This window comes from Psychrobacillus sp. PGGUH221 (assembly GCF_042055255.1).
Taxonomy (GTDB): domain Bacteria; phylum Bacillota; class Bacilli; order Bacillales_A; family Planococcaceae; genus Psychrobacillus.
On the sequence record NZ_JAQMHQ010000011.1, the window covers coordinates 150,036 to 169,129 of the forward strand.

At 33.5% G+C, this 19,094-nt stretch carries 13 protein-coding genes; 2 read left to right on the plus strand and 11 right to left on the minus strand.

The features are described from left to right. Position 1: 1 nt before the first annotated feature. From PGC35_RS18695 to PGC35_RS18705, 3 genes are read right to left on the minus strand one after another with little or no spacing between them, the layout of a single operon-like run. On the minus strand, positions 2-5,212 hold the full coding sequence (locus PGC35_RS18695; RefSeq protein WP_375220206.1) for an ATP-binding protein: 5,211 nt from the start codon (positions 5,210-5,212) through the stop codon (positions 2-4). Between the two features lie 5 nt (positions 5,213-5,217). After that, positions 5,218-6,726: a hypothetical protein gene (locus PGC35_RS18700; protein WP_375220207.1), complete on the minus strand. Its 1,509-nt coding sequence runs from the start codon at positions 6,724-6,726 to the stop codon at positions 5,218-5,220. 20 nt (positions 6,727-6,746) lie between these two features. Further along, positions 6,747-8,501: a hypothetical protein gene (locus PGC35_RS18705; protein ID WP_375220208.1), complete on the minus strand. Its 1,755-nt coding sequence runs from the start codon at positions 8,499-8,501 to the stop codon at positions 6,747-6,749. A gap of 706 nt (positions 8,502-9,207) precedes the next feature. Between PGC35_RS18705 and PGC35_RS18710 the strand changes: the two genes are divergently transcribed. Then, positions 9,208-9,972 carry an NRDE family protein gene (locus PGC35_RS18710; protein ID WP_375220209.1) on the plus strand — a complete coding sequence of 255 codons (765 nt, stop codon included), beginning with the start codon at positions 9,208-9,210 and terminating at the stop codon, positions 9,970-9,972. A 264-nt stretch (positions 9,973-10,236) separates the two neighbouring features. Here the strand turns inward: PGC35_RS18710 and PGC35_RS18715 are convergent, their stop codons facing one another. The 5 genes from PGC35_RS18715 to PGC35_RS18735 all read right to left on the minus strand — a co-directional run bounded on the left by PGC35_RS18715 (position 10,237) and on the right by PGC35_RS18735 (position 15,917). Next, positions 10,237-11,274: a Gfo/Idh/MocA family protein gene (locus PGC35_RS18715; protein ID WP_375220210.1), complete on the minus strand. Its 1,038-nt coding sequence runs from the start codon at positions 11,272-11,274 to the stop codon at positions 10,237-10,239. Positions 11,275-11,284: 10 nt separating this feature from the next. Next, entirely contained in the window at positions 11,285-12,259 is a 975-nt protein-coding gene (locus PGC35_RS18720) for an ABC transporter permease (protein ID WP_275783929.1), read from the minus strand. After that, positions 12,252-13,766 carry a sugar ABC transporter ATP-binding protein gene (locus tag PGC35_RS18725; RefSeq protein ID WP_375220211.1) on the minus strand — a complete coding sequence of 505 codons (1,515 nt, stop codon included), beginning with the start codon at positions 13,764-13,766 and terminating at the stop codon, positions 12,252-12,254. The genes PGC35_RS18720 and PGC35_RS18725 overlap by 8 nt, the downstream gene beginning before the upstream one ends. 78 nt (positions 13,767-13,844) lie before the next feature. Next, on the minus strand, positions 13,845-14,810 hold the full coding sequence (locus PGC35_RS18730; protein ID WP_375220212.1) for a substrate-binding domain-containing protein: 966 nt from the start codon (positions 14,808-14,810) through the stop codon (positions 13,845-13,847). A gap of 123 nt (positions 14,811-14,933) precedes the next feature. Beyond that, positions 14,934-15,917: a LacI family DNA-binding transcriptional regulator gene (locus PGC35_RS18735; protein WP_375220213.1), complete on the minus strand. Its 984-nt coding sequence runs from the start codon at positions 15,915-15,917 to the stop codon at positions 14,934-14,936. A gap of 200 nt (positions 15,918-16,117) precedes the next feature. Here PGC35_RS18735 and PGC35_RS18740 point away from each other — a divergent pair, with 200 nt between their 5' ends. Continuing rightward, positions 16,118-17,086: a sugar phosphate isomerase/epimerase family protein gene (locus PGC35_RS18740; RefSeq protein WP_275783920.1), complete on the plus strand. Its 969-nt coding sequence runs from the start codon at positions 16,118-16,120 to the stop codon at positions 17,084-17,086. Between the two features lie 59 nt (positions 17,087-17,145). Here the strand turns inward: PGC35_RS18740 and trhA are convergent, their stop codons facing one another. The 3 genes from trhA to PGC35_RS18755 form a co-directional block, all read right to left on the minus strand. Further along, entirely contained in the window at positions 17,146-17,784 is a 639-nt protein-coding gene (gene trhA, locus PGC35_RS18745) for a PAQR family membrane homeostasis protein TrhA (RefSeq protein ID WP_275783917.1), read from the minus strand. Positions 17,785-18,074: 290 nt separating this feature from the next. After that, positions 18,075-18,275: a cold-shock protein gene (locus tag PGC35_RS18750; protein ID WP_053591738.1), complete on the minus strand. Its 201-nt coding sequence runs from the start codon at positions 18,273-18,275 to the stop codon at positions 18,075-18,077. A 178-nt stretch (positions 18,276-18,453) separates the two neighbouring features. After that, the gene (locus PGC35_RS18755; protein ID WP_053591737.1) at positions 18,454-18,969 is read right to left on the minus strand and encodes a hypothetical protein; all 516 of its coding nucleotides are present in this window, start codon (positions 18,967-18,969) and stop codon (positions 18,454-18,456) included. Between the last annotated feature and the right edge of the window lie 125 nt (positions 18,970-19,094).

Consider the following 19,094-nt stretch of genomic DNA (forward strand, 5'->3'; position numbering starts at 1 on the left):
TTCATATCCTTTCACTTAAAGGTGAGACATTAATTACAACTGGTGAAGTTCTAGTGAGTGAGCCGTCAGATTTTAAAACCGGACCTGCTATTACACACTGTCCTTTACCTATTTTTGAAAGTTTAGTTGACCATTCTTTTTTCAAATGAGTTTCAGTACTTAAGAATCCTGCCACATCACTTATCTCCGATTCTGGTGGAGAAAAATATACTTTTTGACTTGCATTTTGGAGTCTTTGAATCTCATCTTTACTCATTTGCCCTTGCATGAACTGAGTAGCATACCATCCTGACCATCCAAATTTTCTTCCTTCAGTAAGCACTTTTGCACTTGGTGATTTTTCAGAATGATCAAGGTTTTGTGCCTCATCTAATATTACAGGGAATGGTTTAGATTTATCCCCATGTGATAAATTAAAATTCCACAAATCCCATAAGATAAACTCTGTAACTATTAACTGTACTTCTCTAACAAAACCAGATAGTTGGACTACAAAAACAATACCTTCTTTTTTTCTATGATCTTCCCAATTGTATTGGGATTCCATGTCGAAAGGATTTCGATCAATTAAAGGTTCAATTTTAGCTAAAACCGTTTTTGCATTGCCTGTTCCATCCATTTCCAATTCTGCTTTAAGATACTGCAAATTCATTTTAGAATCATATTTTTCTAAGCCTTTCATTGTAGCTCTATAAATTGCATTAGCTTGTTGATCACCCATACCTTTATAAACTGCAGCAAATACACTACGAATTCTTTCAGCAACATCAGTATTGGTTTCTGGCACAAATAAATCTTCATCAATTTCTTTCATATTCTTTTTAAAGGGATTAATAGGGAATCCTTTTAGTTGAACATGGAACTGTTCAACTTTCTCTCCTAAATATTCTTTGAATTCTGGTTCAAGTTTCGATTTCTTGAATCCATCGGTATAATCAAATATTAAACTGGAAATATTATTTTTTGCTAGCTCAAGTAATAAACATTGCATAAAATATGTTTTCCCTACTCCAGATTTACCTGAAATTAAAATATGTCTATTTTCCAGTTCTTTATGCCCGTATTCCCAATAATATTTATTTTTAGTTTTAACTTCTTCTCCCAATAAAATCCTAATAGAATCTAAGCCTGATTCTGCAACATAAGAAGGCTCAATCGTTCCAGTATATTTTAATTCAGTTCCTTCACTAGGGTTAATCTTTATATTAGTAACATTATCTATAATTGTGTTATTCTCACCATTTTCTGAAACATTTTTACCTGAAATAATTGTTAATGGAGTAGGCAACGTAACCTCGGATGTATCAAATTCTTTTCCATAATCTTCCTCCAAATTTAATAAGGAAGATATATCATTAGTTTGGATGATCATCTCGTAATCCTTTTCATTATCAGCGAATACTTCCATTTCGGCATTATGTGGATTTACAAACTCAATTGCAGAGTGCTCTTCCACAGGCAATAGATTTTTCTGAATATAAATTTGACCATAGGATTTATGAGTACATGAAATCTCAATGCCTTCAAGTTCTATTTCCTTAGTTTCTAATTTTTCTTGATTGTAGTCTAACCAATATGTTAATAGCCTTGTATCCCATTCAATCAAAAACTCCCCATCTAGAATTTTCAATAGATTTTGATTCAAAAGCTTTCTTAAAGTTAGAGACTCAGCAAGGAAATTAGGAGAAAAAGCTAGTAACCTATAAAGTTGGGCATACCAATATCTTCTGTCATAACTTAAAGAATCAGGGTTAAATATTTTTGTTAGGAATTTAATTCCGTTTGTTAATTGATTTATTCCTTTAGTAATGTGGACTTCATTCTCTTTACCCATCTTACATTCTACTAAGGTTGCCTTTATTGTAAGCTTTTTAGCTTCAAGTCCATCTTGATTTATTTCCAGCATTAAGAAGTCTGGTCTACTATATTGTTCTGAAAACCAATGCTGATATGAGTCTAATGAAATTAAGCTTTTTAATACTGTTTTTTCATCATGTTTCTCCACATGCAAAGTTTCTGCAGCTAGTATACTAGACAAAAAACTATGAATTTCATAATTATGTGGATTTAATGCTTTTAATACCTTGATCCCGTCTAATCTGCTTGACTTTTCTATACAATGATTCGCAGCTTTACTACAAACTTCTTTATCCCAGGAGTTAAACAAAGCCTGTAAACGTGATTTTAATCTTATTGATATATCATTTTTCATTTCTTTCGAAGAAGAAATTGCGACATTAAGCTCCCCAAATGTACCCTCACCTGTTGAAAAACTAATAATATTTTCCTTCTCAAATATAGACTTGTCTAATCCTGTATCAATTGTAACAACCCAATGTGCATTCTTATGAAAATACTTAAGCAAATCCTTAGATTCTGCTCTTAAAACAAGTTCTTTCTCTACTCTATATATTTCTTTTTCGCTGTAAGGTCTTTCTATCCAAAATAATAGTTGTGAGTGTGAAAACGATGCTTGAAACTGTTTCTGACTAATAGAAATGTTTCTTGATTTGTCCTTTTTAGGAGCAGGCATGGGATGAAAAACCATAGGAAATCTTGTATCACTAGGATTAATTGTCTTCTCGCCAGTTTGTTCGTATTCTATTCCTGTAGTTTCTAAGACACTCTCAATAAATACAACATCATATTTTGAATCCATTTTCTTAAATTTATCTATTTCTACAGCATTATAATCAAAAGTATTATAATATGTCTCAATTTGTACTTTATCTTCTTCACTGAAAAAGTTATCTAACCATAAATGAATATAATTTCTTCCCTTATAATTTAGAGAAGGAGAAAGTATATGCAACTTTATATTTATCCCATGAGGTAACTCTTTATATTGTTCAATAAATTTATGTAACCCAGCAATTATAGGTTGTAATTGTTCAAAGTTCACAAAACAAAGATTTAACGAGTCAGCATTTGCCGGGAAAGTCATAACATATTGCTGAATATGATTCATAATTAATTGAGACTTAGATGTATTTATCATTAATTCTTTACTATTAAAGTTTTCATCAAAAATAATGTCAGTATCAATCATAACTGAGCTGTCAATAATTACATCGTTGTTTTCCTCACCATGCAAAGCATAGTAACCTAAAACTTGAGATGGAATTCTACTGAAACTATTTTCACTTAATATTGTATCTACAGCTGAAATAATCGTAGACTGTCTGTCTATTCTTTCCATTTTATTGTCATCATCAGTTTGCTTGCTATTTTCATTTAATACTAAACTTCGAATTATTTCTCCGTATCCTTTTCTTTGAAAAGATTGTTGTTCTAATATTTTTTCCAACATTGCAGGATGATAAGGAGGAATTATCGCCCCATCTAATTTTAACTGCTTAGTTGCAACATCTTTTGATGAGACTATATAGAAAAGATTTGCTACTAAATTTAAATGTTCTTTTTCTAAACTAGTTAAATCACTATATTTCTCTTTTAAATAATCTATAACCTCAATATACTTATAAATGAATTTTACGGTACTATCATTTTTAGTATTGTTTATAACATTATAAAAACCTTCATCACATATATTATTTACGAAACTTCGAAACGGTTCAACAAGTTGATATAAACGAGTCGACAAAATACTTGTATGGAGACTGGGATCAATACTTTTCATTACATTAATATAGTTAATTTCATAATTTTTTAATTGATAGCTAAAAGCTTCTCGATCTGTACTACTTAACAGATTACCTAATCCTTTAGTATAGAAAATGGGTAATATATCTTCGTTTTCCTGATAGGATTCTCTGTAATTGTTTAGATATGAGAATGACTGAATCCAATAATCATGTGGACTAAATATCCATCTATATTCTTTTGTCAGTCCACCTTCAATTGAAACCTTGAAATGAATCTTAGAAAGTTTTTCTACTGCACTTGTGTGTTTAACTTTTTCATCTGAAAAACTTTCTAAAAAGAATGGGTCAATACCCTCTACATATGAAATCTGGATACAATCACTTATTTCTTCATTAATATAATCCACTACTCCACATAAACTCATACTTAAAGATTTCCACATATTATATTTCCCATCAGGTTCAGAAATATCAGTTAGTAGAATTTCTTTAACTTGCACTACTATTTTCCTATCTACAATATCAGTTATATCTGCAGAATTTTTATAGTTCCTAACAAAGTCTATTATCATTTTGGAATACACACGTAGTGGAAATCCATATAAATCAATTACTCTACTAGTTTCTTTTTTTGAAGTGGGGAGCTTTATATCTAAAATATTATTAATAATATTAAAGTCGAGCTTAGATAATCTTTCTCTGTTACCTTCTAAATCTATACCTTTAATAAAGTTTAAAATATCCCTCTTAAAACCATCGTAACTTTTGAAGTATTTATTAATTTCATCATTGTAACGAAGCATCTCTTCAGGATTTTTTTCTTCAAATAGCTGTAATTTACTTTCAAGTTTTAAATATTTAGCTTTTGACAGGCTATCCTTATAATCTTTCCTATTAATAAAATTTATAGCTTTTTCAAAAGTATTTATTTTTTTTGAAGTTCTTAATTTAGCAATATCGGCAAGACTAATTTCTTTAATATTTGGTATTTTAAAGTAATCCCATAAAGTATTGCCTATAAAATTAACTATTTCAGTTGCTCCTATGATCTCTTCATTATAAACATCATCTGCAATTTGACTTACTTTAAATAAATCGACTGGTACAAATTGAAAGATGTTAGAAAAAAAGTTATCAATAATTAGTATCTCTGATGAGGATTCCATTTGATCTAAATATTCCAAAAACCATTTATGATATTTTTTACCAATATTCTCCTGAATCGTTAATGGGGTTACTGAATAGAAATCAGCAATCCCCCCCTTATCTTGAACATTTTCGGTTCCCATTAAGATTATAGTTTTATCATCTTCAGCAAACTCATTTCTCCATTTAGTGAAACTATCATCATTACTAATAAATCCACCTTTAGTTAATTCACTAAGTATATCCAAGTTAAGTCCACTGTTTTGGAAAATATCAAACTTCTCTTTAGATAATAAAGTTATTATGTTTTCATTTCTTTGGCTCGTAACTTTTTTAAAATACAAACATATTTCTAAATAAATTTGCGGATGATTAAAATGATCAACTCTAATAAAAGATTTATTATTGTTTATAATATTTTTGTCTATAATTGAAATTAGGTCGTTAATATAATGTCTCAACTTCATCACCCTTTAAATGGATTTTCAACGATAGAAGTAGCGTCAGATAGATTTCTTAAGTAACCACAACTCTTTAATAATTGTTGAAAGATATATTCATTTGAATCAAAAGCTCCTAGATCCAACTCTTGTATTTCGGTAAAATGTTTTAGAGATTCGTTTGGTCCAATGACTATTTTAAAATGTTCATAACATTTTTCTAAAAAGGTTGAAAATAATAGTCTTTCACCGGGCTCAATCAAACTCACAACTAATATTTTTATTAATTCTTCATCTAAACTAAATCGCATATTAGCACCTTTTGGTGGGATTAATAAATTTATATCTTTAGCTAATTTTCTAACTAATCGACTTGTATCTTTTAATGCAGAATTAAAAATCCCCATTTCATCCTTATTAGCATCATCACCTTTATAACTTTCTATATCTGCATGATGAACTGCTCTAAAAACATTTTCTTCTACCTGTCGGTACGATTCTACTGCCATTTTGCGAATAGAGCCCTTTGAATCATCTGTAAAATCTAATAACCATTCTTGCTGGTCATCGTTGCTTAATACTAAGGAAGATTGAAGGCACATCATCCGAATTATCTGCAAGGCAATTAACTTTCCTACTAGCTCAATTTTTTCAAAAGGATCTAATTCACTTTGCAAAAGATTACTTAGTTCAATAACTGAATTTTTAGCTCTTTTAGAGTAATTTTTTGGTATCCACTTAGCATCTTTTTTTACAAATCTAATTCCATCTACTTCGCTGTCATTAGAAAGGTCCTCATACTGAAAGTCTTGCCACTGTTTTTGGATATATTCGGCTAAAATACTTAACTGAGGTACACTTGTAACCATACTTTTTAAACCCTCAATTATGCCTTTTTCAAATTCAGGGGCTTCTTTTAATCCCTGAACAATATGTAAAAAATATACTTCTCCTCCTCGAGCCATAAATACATGTCCATTAAATTCAAAATCTTTATCAACATCTATTAAATCATGTTTATATTCAATTTTTTCTCTTTTCTGTTTCTTACCCATAGCCTCACAAAATATTAATTCTGGAGACACAGGAAGTAGTGATTGTGCAAACCAAGATCGTTTTCCTATCACTGCATTGAAGCCATAAAATAAATCTTGTATAACGTCTAAAACATAATCTTTATTGGTTAACGAACTCCCTAAATTGATTTTTCTTTTCAATAGGTCTCTTTGAGCTTCTAATGCGTCTTTATCAACATTATATCTTTTCTCTTGTTCACTTCTCTCAAAAAACACAAATCTTTTTAAACCCATTCTCGGGCTAGGAAAGTAGGTTAGATTTTCACCATTCTCTGGGACAATGAAAGAAAAACCATCATCAGCGTTTTGGATACTATTTGACCCTTTCGGAGAAATAAATACAAGCAAAAATTCTAGTAAGTATTCATATAATGTTTGATCCGCGTAAAGCCTTTGTCCATATATTTGAATTTGTAAATTTTGTTTATTTTTATCAAAGTTATTTAATTTAGGAAACATATTTCCATCACCTTCTCATTTTAATCAACAAACAATTCTTGTTGTTCTATTTCTAAATTATGATATCGTGTTCCTTTTACAGTATGGACAAGAAGTTTTATTGATTTATCACTACTTCGATATCTGTATTTTTTATAAATTTTCGACTTCATCCTTCCAACACCGTGGCTTAGCGCAGGATTTAATTTAGTTGAAACAGCTCCATTAGACACTTTATCAAAGTAATCTAACAGCATTAATGAAATTGGAAACTCTTCATCTATTGCACGAAACGTTATAACTAGCTCATAGTGGTTTTCTCCAACATCAAATTTTGATTCTTTGAACTTCTGTAAAATAGTAATTTCGTCTAAATCTATTTTACCAAGTAAAACTTGTACATTTTGCGTTCCATTTCCTGTTCTACTAAGTGGAAGGTAAATAGATTTTTCATCCTTTTTAGCAACTCCAATAAACATAAAGTACAACGCTTGAATAATTTTATTTTTTAAATCTCTTGTGTTTTTGACACTTAGACTTTTTTTTCTCATTTCCAAATATGTTGGGTAAATATTTGTGTATATATTTCCTAACATTAGATTCATTGTATCTTCTGTATGTTTTCCAAATAGCATTTCCATCCTTCTAACAGCTTTTCTTAATTTATATGGTTCTTCCCTTTTTAATAAGTCCATAGAAAGTGAAGTATATTTATGCATCTTTTTTTTCCAATATGGACTAATTACATTTTGAGCCAAAGGGGTTAAAAATGAAAAATCATTTTTAACAAAAATTTCATAATCAAATGTTAATTCCTTAGAATCTAGCATTAGATTCTTTATTTCTTTTATTGCACGGATTTGTAGTGCTTCAGAATTTTCTTCAGTACCTTGATAGCCAAAGAAAAGATTTGAAAAATGGTACTTGAATAAATTTGCTCCCTTGTTATCTATTAAAGTAGTATCACAATTTAAGTTACCTGTTATTGAATAAGTTAAATGCGCAAGTATTTGCCTAACGGTCAGTCTTTTATCAGTTTCATATAGCCATCTATAAAAACTAGTAATAAATGTATTAACATTATTAGTGTTTTCTTTTAAAGTTTGATAATTATTGTAAATCGAACAATTTAGTTTATGGTCACACACACTGCAAGGTTCCCATAATTCTTCTTTAAGAATTCTATTTAATAATTGAGGTACTAATATAGTATTATCGATTCTAGCCATATTGATTACTAATACTTCGTGGTTACCAACCTTACCCATTTTCCCTTCATTACTATCCATCAATTCAAGTAAATCCATCTCAATGACGGAGTCTAATTCCACACTTTTTTCTTTATCTTCTAACCCTTTAAAAGCATCAATTAAAGGACCAGTATTAGATATTATAATTGCTGACCCTTTTTCTTTCTTTATATCTAGACCTTTTTTTAAGAAATTTACTTGTTCTTCTTTATTTAATTCACTCATATCTTTTACATAATAAAAGCTCGATTCTAATTTTTCCGAATACATTTTATCGCTAATCTTAAGTTGTTCATTAACCTGGATTAAATTTAAATCTCTTAGTATTTGATAAATTAGACTTGTTTTCCCATCCCCAGCATGTCCTGTTAGCAAGATTGTTACAGGCTTTTCCTTCATACATTCAATTAAGAATTGGCCTATCTTTCTTTCTACACGAATTGATTCGTAATAAGGATTAGTTATTTGTGATTCAGCTATCGCATTTTCATTGGAACTATTAGCATTATTCATAGTATTTAAATATGTAATAAAATTATTTTTCATATTATTAGTTCACAACCTTTAATTTAATATTTATAAATACAATCGACTTTAAGAAATTTATTAAAAATAATGTTTACTCAAAATTTTAACTATTCAAATAGAAAAGATTTCATATTCTTATTTTACCATTCTTTTAACAAGTATGTATGTCTTCTCACAGAAAATTCATTTACATTTATTTAATATTTTCCAATTTAGTGAGTAAAATAGCCCTAATTGAGTAAAATTGAATTGATTACTGTTTAAATCAATAGGAGGAATATTTCCAGTTGCTCGTTAAATTCCTCTTTACTAAAGACATGTTTATATTCGTGATACAACTGTGTTGCCTCCATTAATGTAATTGTTGCGAGTTTTTAAGCAAATGATGATAAGTATTTGCGGATTGTCTGAAATCTAGTTTGTCGAATATGGTGATGATATGTTAATTGGATGATATCAAAAAGAACATGAACTTTCTTCCGACTTTCAATGCAGAACGTTTGTCGTGCCTATCACAAAATAATCATCTTCTAATTATTATAATCATGATTTCATTCGTCCATATAATGTTCTCCTAATAGATTAGGGTTGCTTATAAACTCTTTTGAAAGATGCTAATTTTTATAGGCAATCTCATACATATAAGTACCTGCAAAAATCTGGTATTAATTTTTTGACACATGTTATGATTAAAATACTTAAAACGTTTAAAGGGGTAGTTTGAATGTGTTTGGTGAATTTTCATTTTCAGGAGCATCCGTTTTATAAATTGATTGTCGTAGCAAATCGAGATGAATTTTATGAGCGACCAACAGCGGCTGCTGGATTTTGGAAGGATTATCCGGGTATTTTGGCTGGACGAGATTTGGTGTATATGGGTACTTGGCTTGGTGTGACGAGAGATGGTCGTTTTGCGGCGTTAACAAATTATCGGGATCCTAATGAAGCAAAAGGTCGTTTTTCACGAGGGGATATTGTGCGTGATTTTTTAGCTAATGGCGAGGCTTCCGTTGATTTTATTCAAACGCTTGCGAAAAACAAAGGTAAATATGGGGGCTTTAATGTAGTTGTAGGTGACGGCAATCATTTATTTCACTACAACAATATATTAGATGAAATGAATGAAATTCCACCTGGCACGCATAGCTTGAGTAATCATACTTTGAATACTCCTTGGCCGAAGGTTGCAATAGGCAAGAAACAACTAGGTGATTATGTTCGTTCCTGTCCAGGTGAGGTACAGATTGATTCATTGTTCGATATTATTTCTGACCAGACAATAGCGGAAGATCAACATCTACCCAATACTGGTGTTGGTTTAGAGATGGAGAGATTGCTGTCTCCTCTGTTTATAAAAAGTCCTAACTATGGCACTCGTTCATCGACTGTTTTACTAATAGATAAAGAGCATAATATTACTTTTGTGGAGCGAACTTTTCACGAAGGAGTATTCCAGACAGAAAAACGATTTGAATTTACTTTTGAATAAGAATTAAAAGAAAAAAGTGGCCGAAATTATATCTTCGGCCACTTACTTTCTGACTAGAATAGGTTCGATTCTTTCATTCCCCAAAACCAAATTACACTGTACACCAAGGTTGCAGTGGCGCGAAGGACAAGTATTCGCCACAAGATTACCTAAAAGAGAGAGCTGGAGTAAGTGACCATGTCACTTACTCCAGCTCTCATTCTCAAGATAATTATGTAGCAAATAGACAGTCCAAAGCGCCACGGAAACCGTAGTCAACATCTGTTATTCAATTGTAACAACCGTATTCGTTTCAGCTGCTTCTATAATACCTAAAATAACTTTTAGTGAAGAGAGTGCATCATCTCCTGTAACAAGCGGAGTTTGATCAAGTCGAATACATTCAATAAATGCATCAATCACACCACTATTTGTTTGATTGTTGTTTGTTTGGATGTTCTCTAGTTGATATTGTACCTTCTCCCCATCCTTCGTGATGACTTCTAATTGATATTGATCACTATGGTAGATTTTCAAAATACCTTTTTCGCAATAGATGATGGTGCTATTATCTTCTTCTCCGTAATACGTCCAAGAGAAAGCAGCAGTCCCTAATCGTCCTTTTTTCGTTCTTAAACTACAGACGATGTTATCGCACACTTCTATCGGTTCGTTGTTTTCATTTACTTTGTCGAGTGCTCCTTGAAAAGCACTTACCTGCTCGATTTCATCATCTAATAAATAATGCAGCAAATCTACTTTATGGACCCCTAAATCACCAGCAACGCCAAGTCCAGAACGTTCCTTTTGAAAGAACCATGTGGAGTTTGATTTATTCACTCCCCATTGTTCTGGTCCAGAGTGTCCAAACGTTGTTCTAAAAGTTAGCACTTTCCCAAGTTCTTCACTTTTTATGATTTCTTTCGCTTTTTGATGCGCGCGAGTAAATCTTTGATTGTGATCTACCATAAATTTTTTCTCGGATTGCTTTTGGGCATCGACTATTTCTTTCGCATGTTCAATCGTAAGGGCGATCGGCTTTTCACATAAAACATGCTTTCCATTTAATAACGCTTTTGTAGAAAATATATGATGAAATTCATTCGAAGAACAATCACTAATTACTTGTATAGTCGGATCGGTTAATAATTCATCCACACTTTGCACTACAGTCCCATCGAACAGGCTTGCTAACGCTGCTGCACGTTCAGGATTTCGATCATAAAAAACAATTTCATCCACAAATGGATTCGCTTTATATTCAGGTGCATGGCGCAATTTTGTTATCGATCCACATCCAACAATGCCTACTTTTAACCCCATATGATCCCTCCTACTCTCTCTTTTGGAATACTACTGCAATAATAATGATTAAACCTTTTACAAACCCTTGCAGGTATGGGGAAACATTCATTAAATTCATCATGTTATTCAGAATACCTAAAATAAGCACTCCAAAAAGTGTTCCAATTATCTTACCTCGACCACCTGTCATTCTTGTACCACCTATAATAACGGCAGCAATCGCATCTAGTTCATATTGAACTCCTGAACTTGAAGATGAAATAGAGTTTAAGCGGGATGTTTCAATGATCGCTGCAACACTTACTAATAAGCCAGCCAAACTATAGACACCAATTTTAATACGGTCCACACGAATCGCTGAAAGCAATGCTGCTTTTTCATTACTTCCAAGTGCATACACATATCTTCCAAAGCGTGTCTTGTGCATTAACATATAAACCAGTGCGGTCATGACGAAGAAAATAATGACAGGATAATCAAATATCCATAAATCATTATTTGCGATCGCAGTAAATCCTTGCACTTCTCCAGAAACACTTCCACCTTCGGCAATATACAATGCAATGGAACGCGCTGATGCCATCATTCCCAATGTTGCGATGAAAGAGGCAATCCTTCCTTTAGCAACCATTAATCCGTTCAAGAATCCTGCAAAGGAACCTACGACTAATGCTGTGAAAATCCCAACAAGTATACTACCTGTCGCATTTAATGCTAGAACCGTAATGACCCCGACTAGTGCAAGCACAGACCCAACGGACAAGTCGATCCCACCTGAAAGCATAACGACCGTCATACCTAATGCAACAATTCCGATAATAGATACTTGCATGAGTATATTGAGCTGGTTGTTCATATCTAAAAATCTTGGACTCATAATAGAAGATGCGATAAAAATAATAATGAAAGCTATTATGACGCTATATTCTGACCATAGCCATGTGAGACGACTTTTGGCATTTGACACTTGCGGACGATATTCTTTTACATTAATATTAGCCACTTGTTGCGACCTCCCTTTTCGAGCCAGTTGCATAATGCATAATTTCTTCTTCCGTTGCTTCTTCTCCGTTAAACCTTGCTGTTATTTCTCCTTGGTACATCACATTTATTGTATGACATAGCCTCATTACTTCAGGAGCCTCCGAAGACAATATAATCACCGATTTCCCTTGTTCGGCCAATGCCACGATTTGCTGATAAATCTCTTGCTTTGCCCCGACGTCAATCCCTTGTGTCGGGTTATCAAATATGAGTATATCTGCCCCTACTTCAAGCCATTTCGCGATGATTACTTTTTGTTGGTTACCACCGCTTAACTTATCGATTGTGATACGAGGGTTGTGTACTTTGATATTCAGCAGTTCCTTATAATGTTGAAATTTATCTCGTTCGTTATTATCTTGGATAAAGCCAGATTTCTCAAAGTTTCCTATGGAAGATAAACTCATGTTATGAATCACGCTTAAATCTTTAATAATTGCATTTTCTTTTCGATCCTTTGGAACAAGACCTATTCCTGCCTTTACGGCTTTTCGGGGGTGATCTATTTTTACTAACTGATTATGGATCTTTATCTCACCAGTGTATTTTTTTCGATATCCGAATATGCTTTCAAAAAGCTCTGTCCTACCGTCTCCAGCTAGTCCAGTAAAACCTACAATTTCCCCTTTTCTCACCTGAAAATGAATGTCTTTAAACAAACCTTGACTTGTTAAATTGTTCACTTCTAGTAATATTTGGCCAAATGAATGTTCCTGTACAAATCTATTTTGAGAGATAGATTTACCAACCATTAGCTTGGTGATTGTATCTAAGTCTTCCTGTTCTATATCGCCAGTCTTAATCATTTCTCCGTCACGTAATACGGTATAACGGTCACATACCTCTTTAATTTCCTTTAGTTTATGGGATATATAAATAATCGAGATGCCTGATTTCTTTAAGTTCTTCATTAATTCAAATAAACGGTTTACTTCATGTTCTGCTAATGAGGTTGTAGGTTCATCCATAATGATAAGCGTGGATTTATGAAGCAGTGCCTTGGATATTTCTATTAGTTGTTTATAGGAAGTTGCTAAATTTCGAACGTATTCTTTCGGATTGATGTCTACTCCAAGCTTCGATAAGATTTCATGAGTTTGTTGACACATCTCTTCTACTTTTAAAAAGCCGACTTTGTTTCGAAGTTCTGATCCCAAAAACATATTCTCATAGACTTTGAGGTCAGAAACCATGTTTAGTTCTTGATGGATAAAGCTTATCCCTTGTTCTTGGGATACTCTTGGATTAGCCACTCTAACTTCTTGACCGTTTATGTAAATAGTGCCGCTATTCGGTTGATGGACTCCCCCTAAAATATTCATCAAAGTGGATTTTCCGGCACCATTTTCACCTAACAATGCATGAATCTCACCTTTTTCAATCTGAAGAGACACATTCTTTACAACTGGTACACCATTAAATGACTTGTTCATGTTCTCCATTTTTATAAAAGGATTTTCAGTCATGTTATTTATCACTCCTTATATAGGAAAAGAGGAAATACAACAACTGTTTACACAACCATTGTATTTCCTGTTATTCATTTAAAATTTAGATTCCGGATCATAGTACTCATCCACGTTTTCTTTTGTTACTTGAGTAGCTTCTTTTACGACCATTGATTCTTCTGGTTCATTACCTTTAGCGATATCCGCCGCAATTTTCACTGCGTCTTCTACCATCGTTGGTGAGTAAAGGAAAGTAGCTGTCATAAGACCGTCTGCTTTGATATCCTCAAACACTGCTTTACCACCGCCAGCACCTGTTACAAATTTAATGTCTGTGCGGTTAGCTTCTTTAATAGCTTGTAGTACACCAAGCGCCATTCCATCATCTTGTGTAAACACAGCATCTATTTGCGGATGTGCTTGTAAAATGTTTTGCATCACTTCTAATGATTTTTCAGTAGAGAAGTCACCACTTTGTGAAGCAATAATCTCCATTCCTTCTGCATTTTCCATCGCTTCTTTAAAACCTGATCCGCGTTGTTCTGTAACGGAACTTGGTGGTCCGGAAATTTCCACTACCTTACCTTTTCCATTTAATTTTTCCACAAAGTATTTACCAGCATTTACGCCGATACCTTCATTGTCACCTTTAACAACAACTGTAGCCGCATCATTTTCAAGCTCACGGTCCACAATGACTAAAGGAATTCCAGCATCCTTTATTTTTTGCCCCACTGGTGAAAGTGCCGCAGATTCAATTGGAAGCATAACGATAACGTCCACACCTTGTGCGATCAAATCGTCTACGTCGTTTGCTTGTTTGTTTGGATCAGCGGCATTTGTCATCACATATTCAATGCCATCGCTATCTTTAAGAGCTTTTGCTTGCTTTTCCGCACTATCAATTAGTGCTCCCATCCACCCATGTGTTGCTGAAGGCAAAGAAATACCGATTTTTAACGTATCATCTTCTTTTCCATCTGCAGTATTCGTATCATCACTACAAGCTGCCATCATAAAGACTGTTACTAAAAATAAACATAAGATTAGAAATTTCTTCAACACTATTCCCCCTTGAATTTAGTGAGTGCTCCCCTTTTTGTAATCGATTACATCAGCAACTAAGGGCAACGCTCTATTATTAATCCCTTTTAATAACAGAGCGCTGATCTTAGTTGTTTATCCTCATGTAGATTCCCGAATGACTAATTCATGGTTCAATATGACATTATCCACATCATTTCCTCTGATCTTATCAATTAACATTTCCGCCGCCACCGTACCCATCTTATACATAGGCTGAGCAATCGTTGTGAGCGTAGGGTTTGTCATATTCGAAAAATCAATTTTGTCAAAGCCTATTACTGCTATATCATTTGGTACATGTAATCCAGATGCATTTATTTCTTTTAGTGCCCCTATCGCCAAAAGGTCCGATACTGCAAATATCGCTGTTGGGCGATCGTGCATAGCCAGTATCTTTTTCATCGCCTGTTGTCCGTGCTCAAAGCCTAAATGTTTTGTATAAAGAATATAATCGTTGTTCAACGCTATACCATGTTCTTCTAATGCTCGTTGATATCCCATTTCCCTCTGTCTCGAATAAAGAAATTTATCATCCGAATTCATTAGGGCAATTTTTTTATGGCCGATTTGTATCAAATGCTTAACAGCGCGATAAGACGCTTCTTCATTATCTATCGTCACATAAGGAATCCCGCTATCGACGTTATACTCACTACATTGAATAATGGAATACTTTTCTGCTAGCTCTTTTAATGTTTCGATATTAACTGCAGGGTCCATTGAAATAATTCCATCCGCCATCTTCTTTCTAACAAGGTCAAAGTAAATATTCTCTTTTTCCGGATTGGAATCTGTTTCACATAACAGGATATTGTAATTCTGACTAAGTGCAACGGTTTCAATTCCTTTAATGATTTCTAAATAGAACGGATTGGAAATGCTCGGGATCAATATTAAAAGAATTCTACTTTCTGAATTTCTTAAATTCCTCCCTAACATACTAGGTTCATAACTTAAATTCTTTATAGCTTCTTCTACTTTAATTCGTGTTTTTGACGATACTGTATTTTGTCCGTTGAGTACTCTGGACACTGTCGCTACAGATACCCCAGCTTGTTTAGCCACCTGTTGGATGTTTGTCATCTCTCTAAGTCTCACTTTCTATGATTTCATTGAAAGAAAAATGAAATCGTTTACATTTACATGTTATTATATTCCGAATTATGCGTCAATATATATTTTTTATTATAAAAATCTATTGATTTACTTGAAAGTTTTATATATGTTAGTAATGTAACGGTTTACATTACTGTAAATTCTGATAACTAAGGGAGGTTGTTTTTATGAAACTAGGTGTTTTTACCGTACTCTTCTCTGATAAAAGTTTTGAAGACATGTTAAGCTATGTTTCCTCTAAAGGTATAGAAGCAATTGAATTGGGTACAGGAGGGTATCCTGGTGATGCTCACTGTAAAGTGGATGAACTTTTAAACGATGACAAGAAATTGCAGAGCTTTAAGCAAAAAATTAGCGACCACGGATTAATCATTAGTGCCCTAAGCTGTCATGCAAACCCACTCCATCCACAAAAAAAAATCGCAGATCCCGCTGATGAATTGTTTATAAAGACCATTCATCTAGCATCCAAACTGGGCGTTCCAGTAGTTAATACATTTTCAGGATGTCCAGGAGATCATGAAAATGCCCTTTATCCTAACTGGCCAGTAGCCCCTTGGCCACATGATTTCCAAGAAGTATTAAAATGGCAATGGGAAGAAAAACTGATTCCGTACTGGAAAGAAAAAAATGATTTAGCACAATCACTTAACGTAAAGATTGGATTAGAACTACATGGAGGATTCACTGTACATACTCCTGCTACACTATTGCGATTGAGAGAAGCCTGTGGTCCAATGATTGGTGCTAACCTTGACCCTAGTCATATGTGGTGGCAAGGTATTGATCCAATAGAAGCAATTAAAATACTTGGACGTGAGAATGCCATCCATCATTTCCATGCAAAAGACACAATTATCGATCAGCAAAACATGAACCGGAACGGTCTGACCGATATGACCGATTACGCGAATATGCGTGACCGTGCATGGTATTTTAGATCCGTTGGTTTTGGGCACGATCAAAAAACATGGGCAGACATTATTAGTATTCTACGACTTTATGGGTATGATTATGTTGTAAGTATCGAACATGAGGATGGATTAATGTCGATTGAAGAAGGTTTTACAAAAGCAGTCGAAAACTTAAAGCCGATTATTGTGAAGGATTCTATCAGTCAGATGTGGTGGACTTAGTAGTAAGTGGATAGAAACATTAAACTCCTCTCTTTTACGTATCAGAGAGGAGTTTAAATTTATGGCAATAAAGTCATTACTGCAAAGAAATGTAGTATGGACGCTGCAAGAACAAATATATGCCAGACAGCATGATGGTACGTAAACCCTCTCCATACATAAAAAATCGCACCAAGTGTATAGAGAACACCACCTACAGCCAGATAAATCATGCCTTCAGTCGATACGTTTGCCACTAGGGGTTTCCAAGCAAATACCATCAGCCAGCCCATCACAACGTATAACAACGTCGACGTATGCAAAAAGCGCTTTACAAAATAGGCTTTAAATACTGTACCTGCTATCGCAAGCCCCCATACAATCCCAAATAGCGTCCAACCAAGTGACCCTTTTACTGCAAGAAATAAAAAAGGAGTATACGTCCCTGCTATAAAAAAGTAAATGGACGAGTGATCCATTATCTCAAACACATCTTTCGCTCGACCAGCCGGAAACCCATGGACAAGTGTAGAAGACGCATACAACAGCACCATCGTTGCTCCGAACAACGTAAAACTTACCACATGCCACGCCGTCCCTTTTGACACAGAAGATACGATCAAAATGACAAGTGCAGCTATACTTAAAAGAGCCCCAATCCCGTGAATGATTGCATTCGCAATCTCCTCACGCTTCGAAAATATATGTGTATTACTCATCTTAGTTCATCTCCATCTAGTGATTCATCTGTATCATATGCTATCACTTTGTACCGATAAAAGCAGATACAAACTAGTTATTATTGAATATATTTTATAGGCTCAGAAATTTTTCCATCTGGACGTATTTTCTTTTATCCGGTCAGAAACAATTCTATCCGGTCGTATTTTCTTTTATCCGGTCAAAAATATTTCTATCCGGAAGTATTTTAATTAAATTGACAAAAAAAGAGACACTCTTATCAGAGTGTCTCGAATTCACGGTTAAACATTTACTTCATTCCGAAGAATTAAAGTTTTACGATGTTAACTGCTTGTGGTCCACGTTGACCTTGTTCTACTTCAAATTCCACTTTTTGACCTTCGTCAAGTGATTTGAAACCTTCGCCTTGGATTGCTGAGAAGTGAGCGAATACGTCGTTTCCGCCTTCAACTTCGATAAATCCAAAACCTTTTTCTGCGTTAAACCATTTTACTGTACCTTGTGTCATTTAAAAGACCTCCAAAAATTGTAGTGAATAAAAAATTCACATATTACAAAAAGTACCGAACAAACACGATTACTTTTTGTAATATGTGAATTCATTGTTTCTGTTAAGCAATTTAATTATTGTCTTTACTATATAACAGTTTTATACATTTGTCTACTAATATCCACTGAGTACAGATTTAAATACTATGCAGTTCTTCTAACGTTTCTAAAACATGCTCTAGAAAATCTTCAATATCCCCCATGTGTTCTTCGTTAATTTTACGAGTAAACTTTACTTCAATCGTGTCAAGATAGCTTGGTTCTTCTTGGTTGAACAGGAAGCTCAATGTCTGTGACAGCTCCACATCATCTTCCCAAATATCGTTTAGATTTTGTTCAATAATTTTGCATTGAATAGGAAAATTTTGAACTTGCTTGTAGAATCTTAACAGTAAGGAACACCCTAAATTTGTTCCAGGAAGCTCTAATATCTCCCCTGCCAGTTCATCTAATGAGGCCTTTAATACAATCTCTGCTGTAACGTCTCGAGAGCTGACGAGAGTAAATTGAACAGAAAATTCTCTAGCCAAAATGGATAAATCAATTTGGTCCACCCGGTTTGTAATAATGATTTTTCGTTCTATATTATCTAAATCATACACCTGGTTTTCCAATGCGACTTTTAAATTCTCAAAAATAGTTGGATCAAACATATAGATTCCTCCAAAGAAATTCAATAGAGCTTTTCTTTATACTAGCCACTTTTTATCGAAATTATATCACAAAGGGTACTTGCATTATTGGATATTATAAAAGACTAACGAATTAAATAATCTAA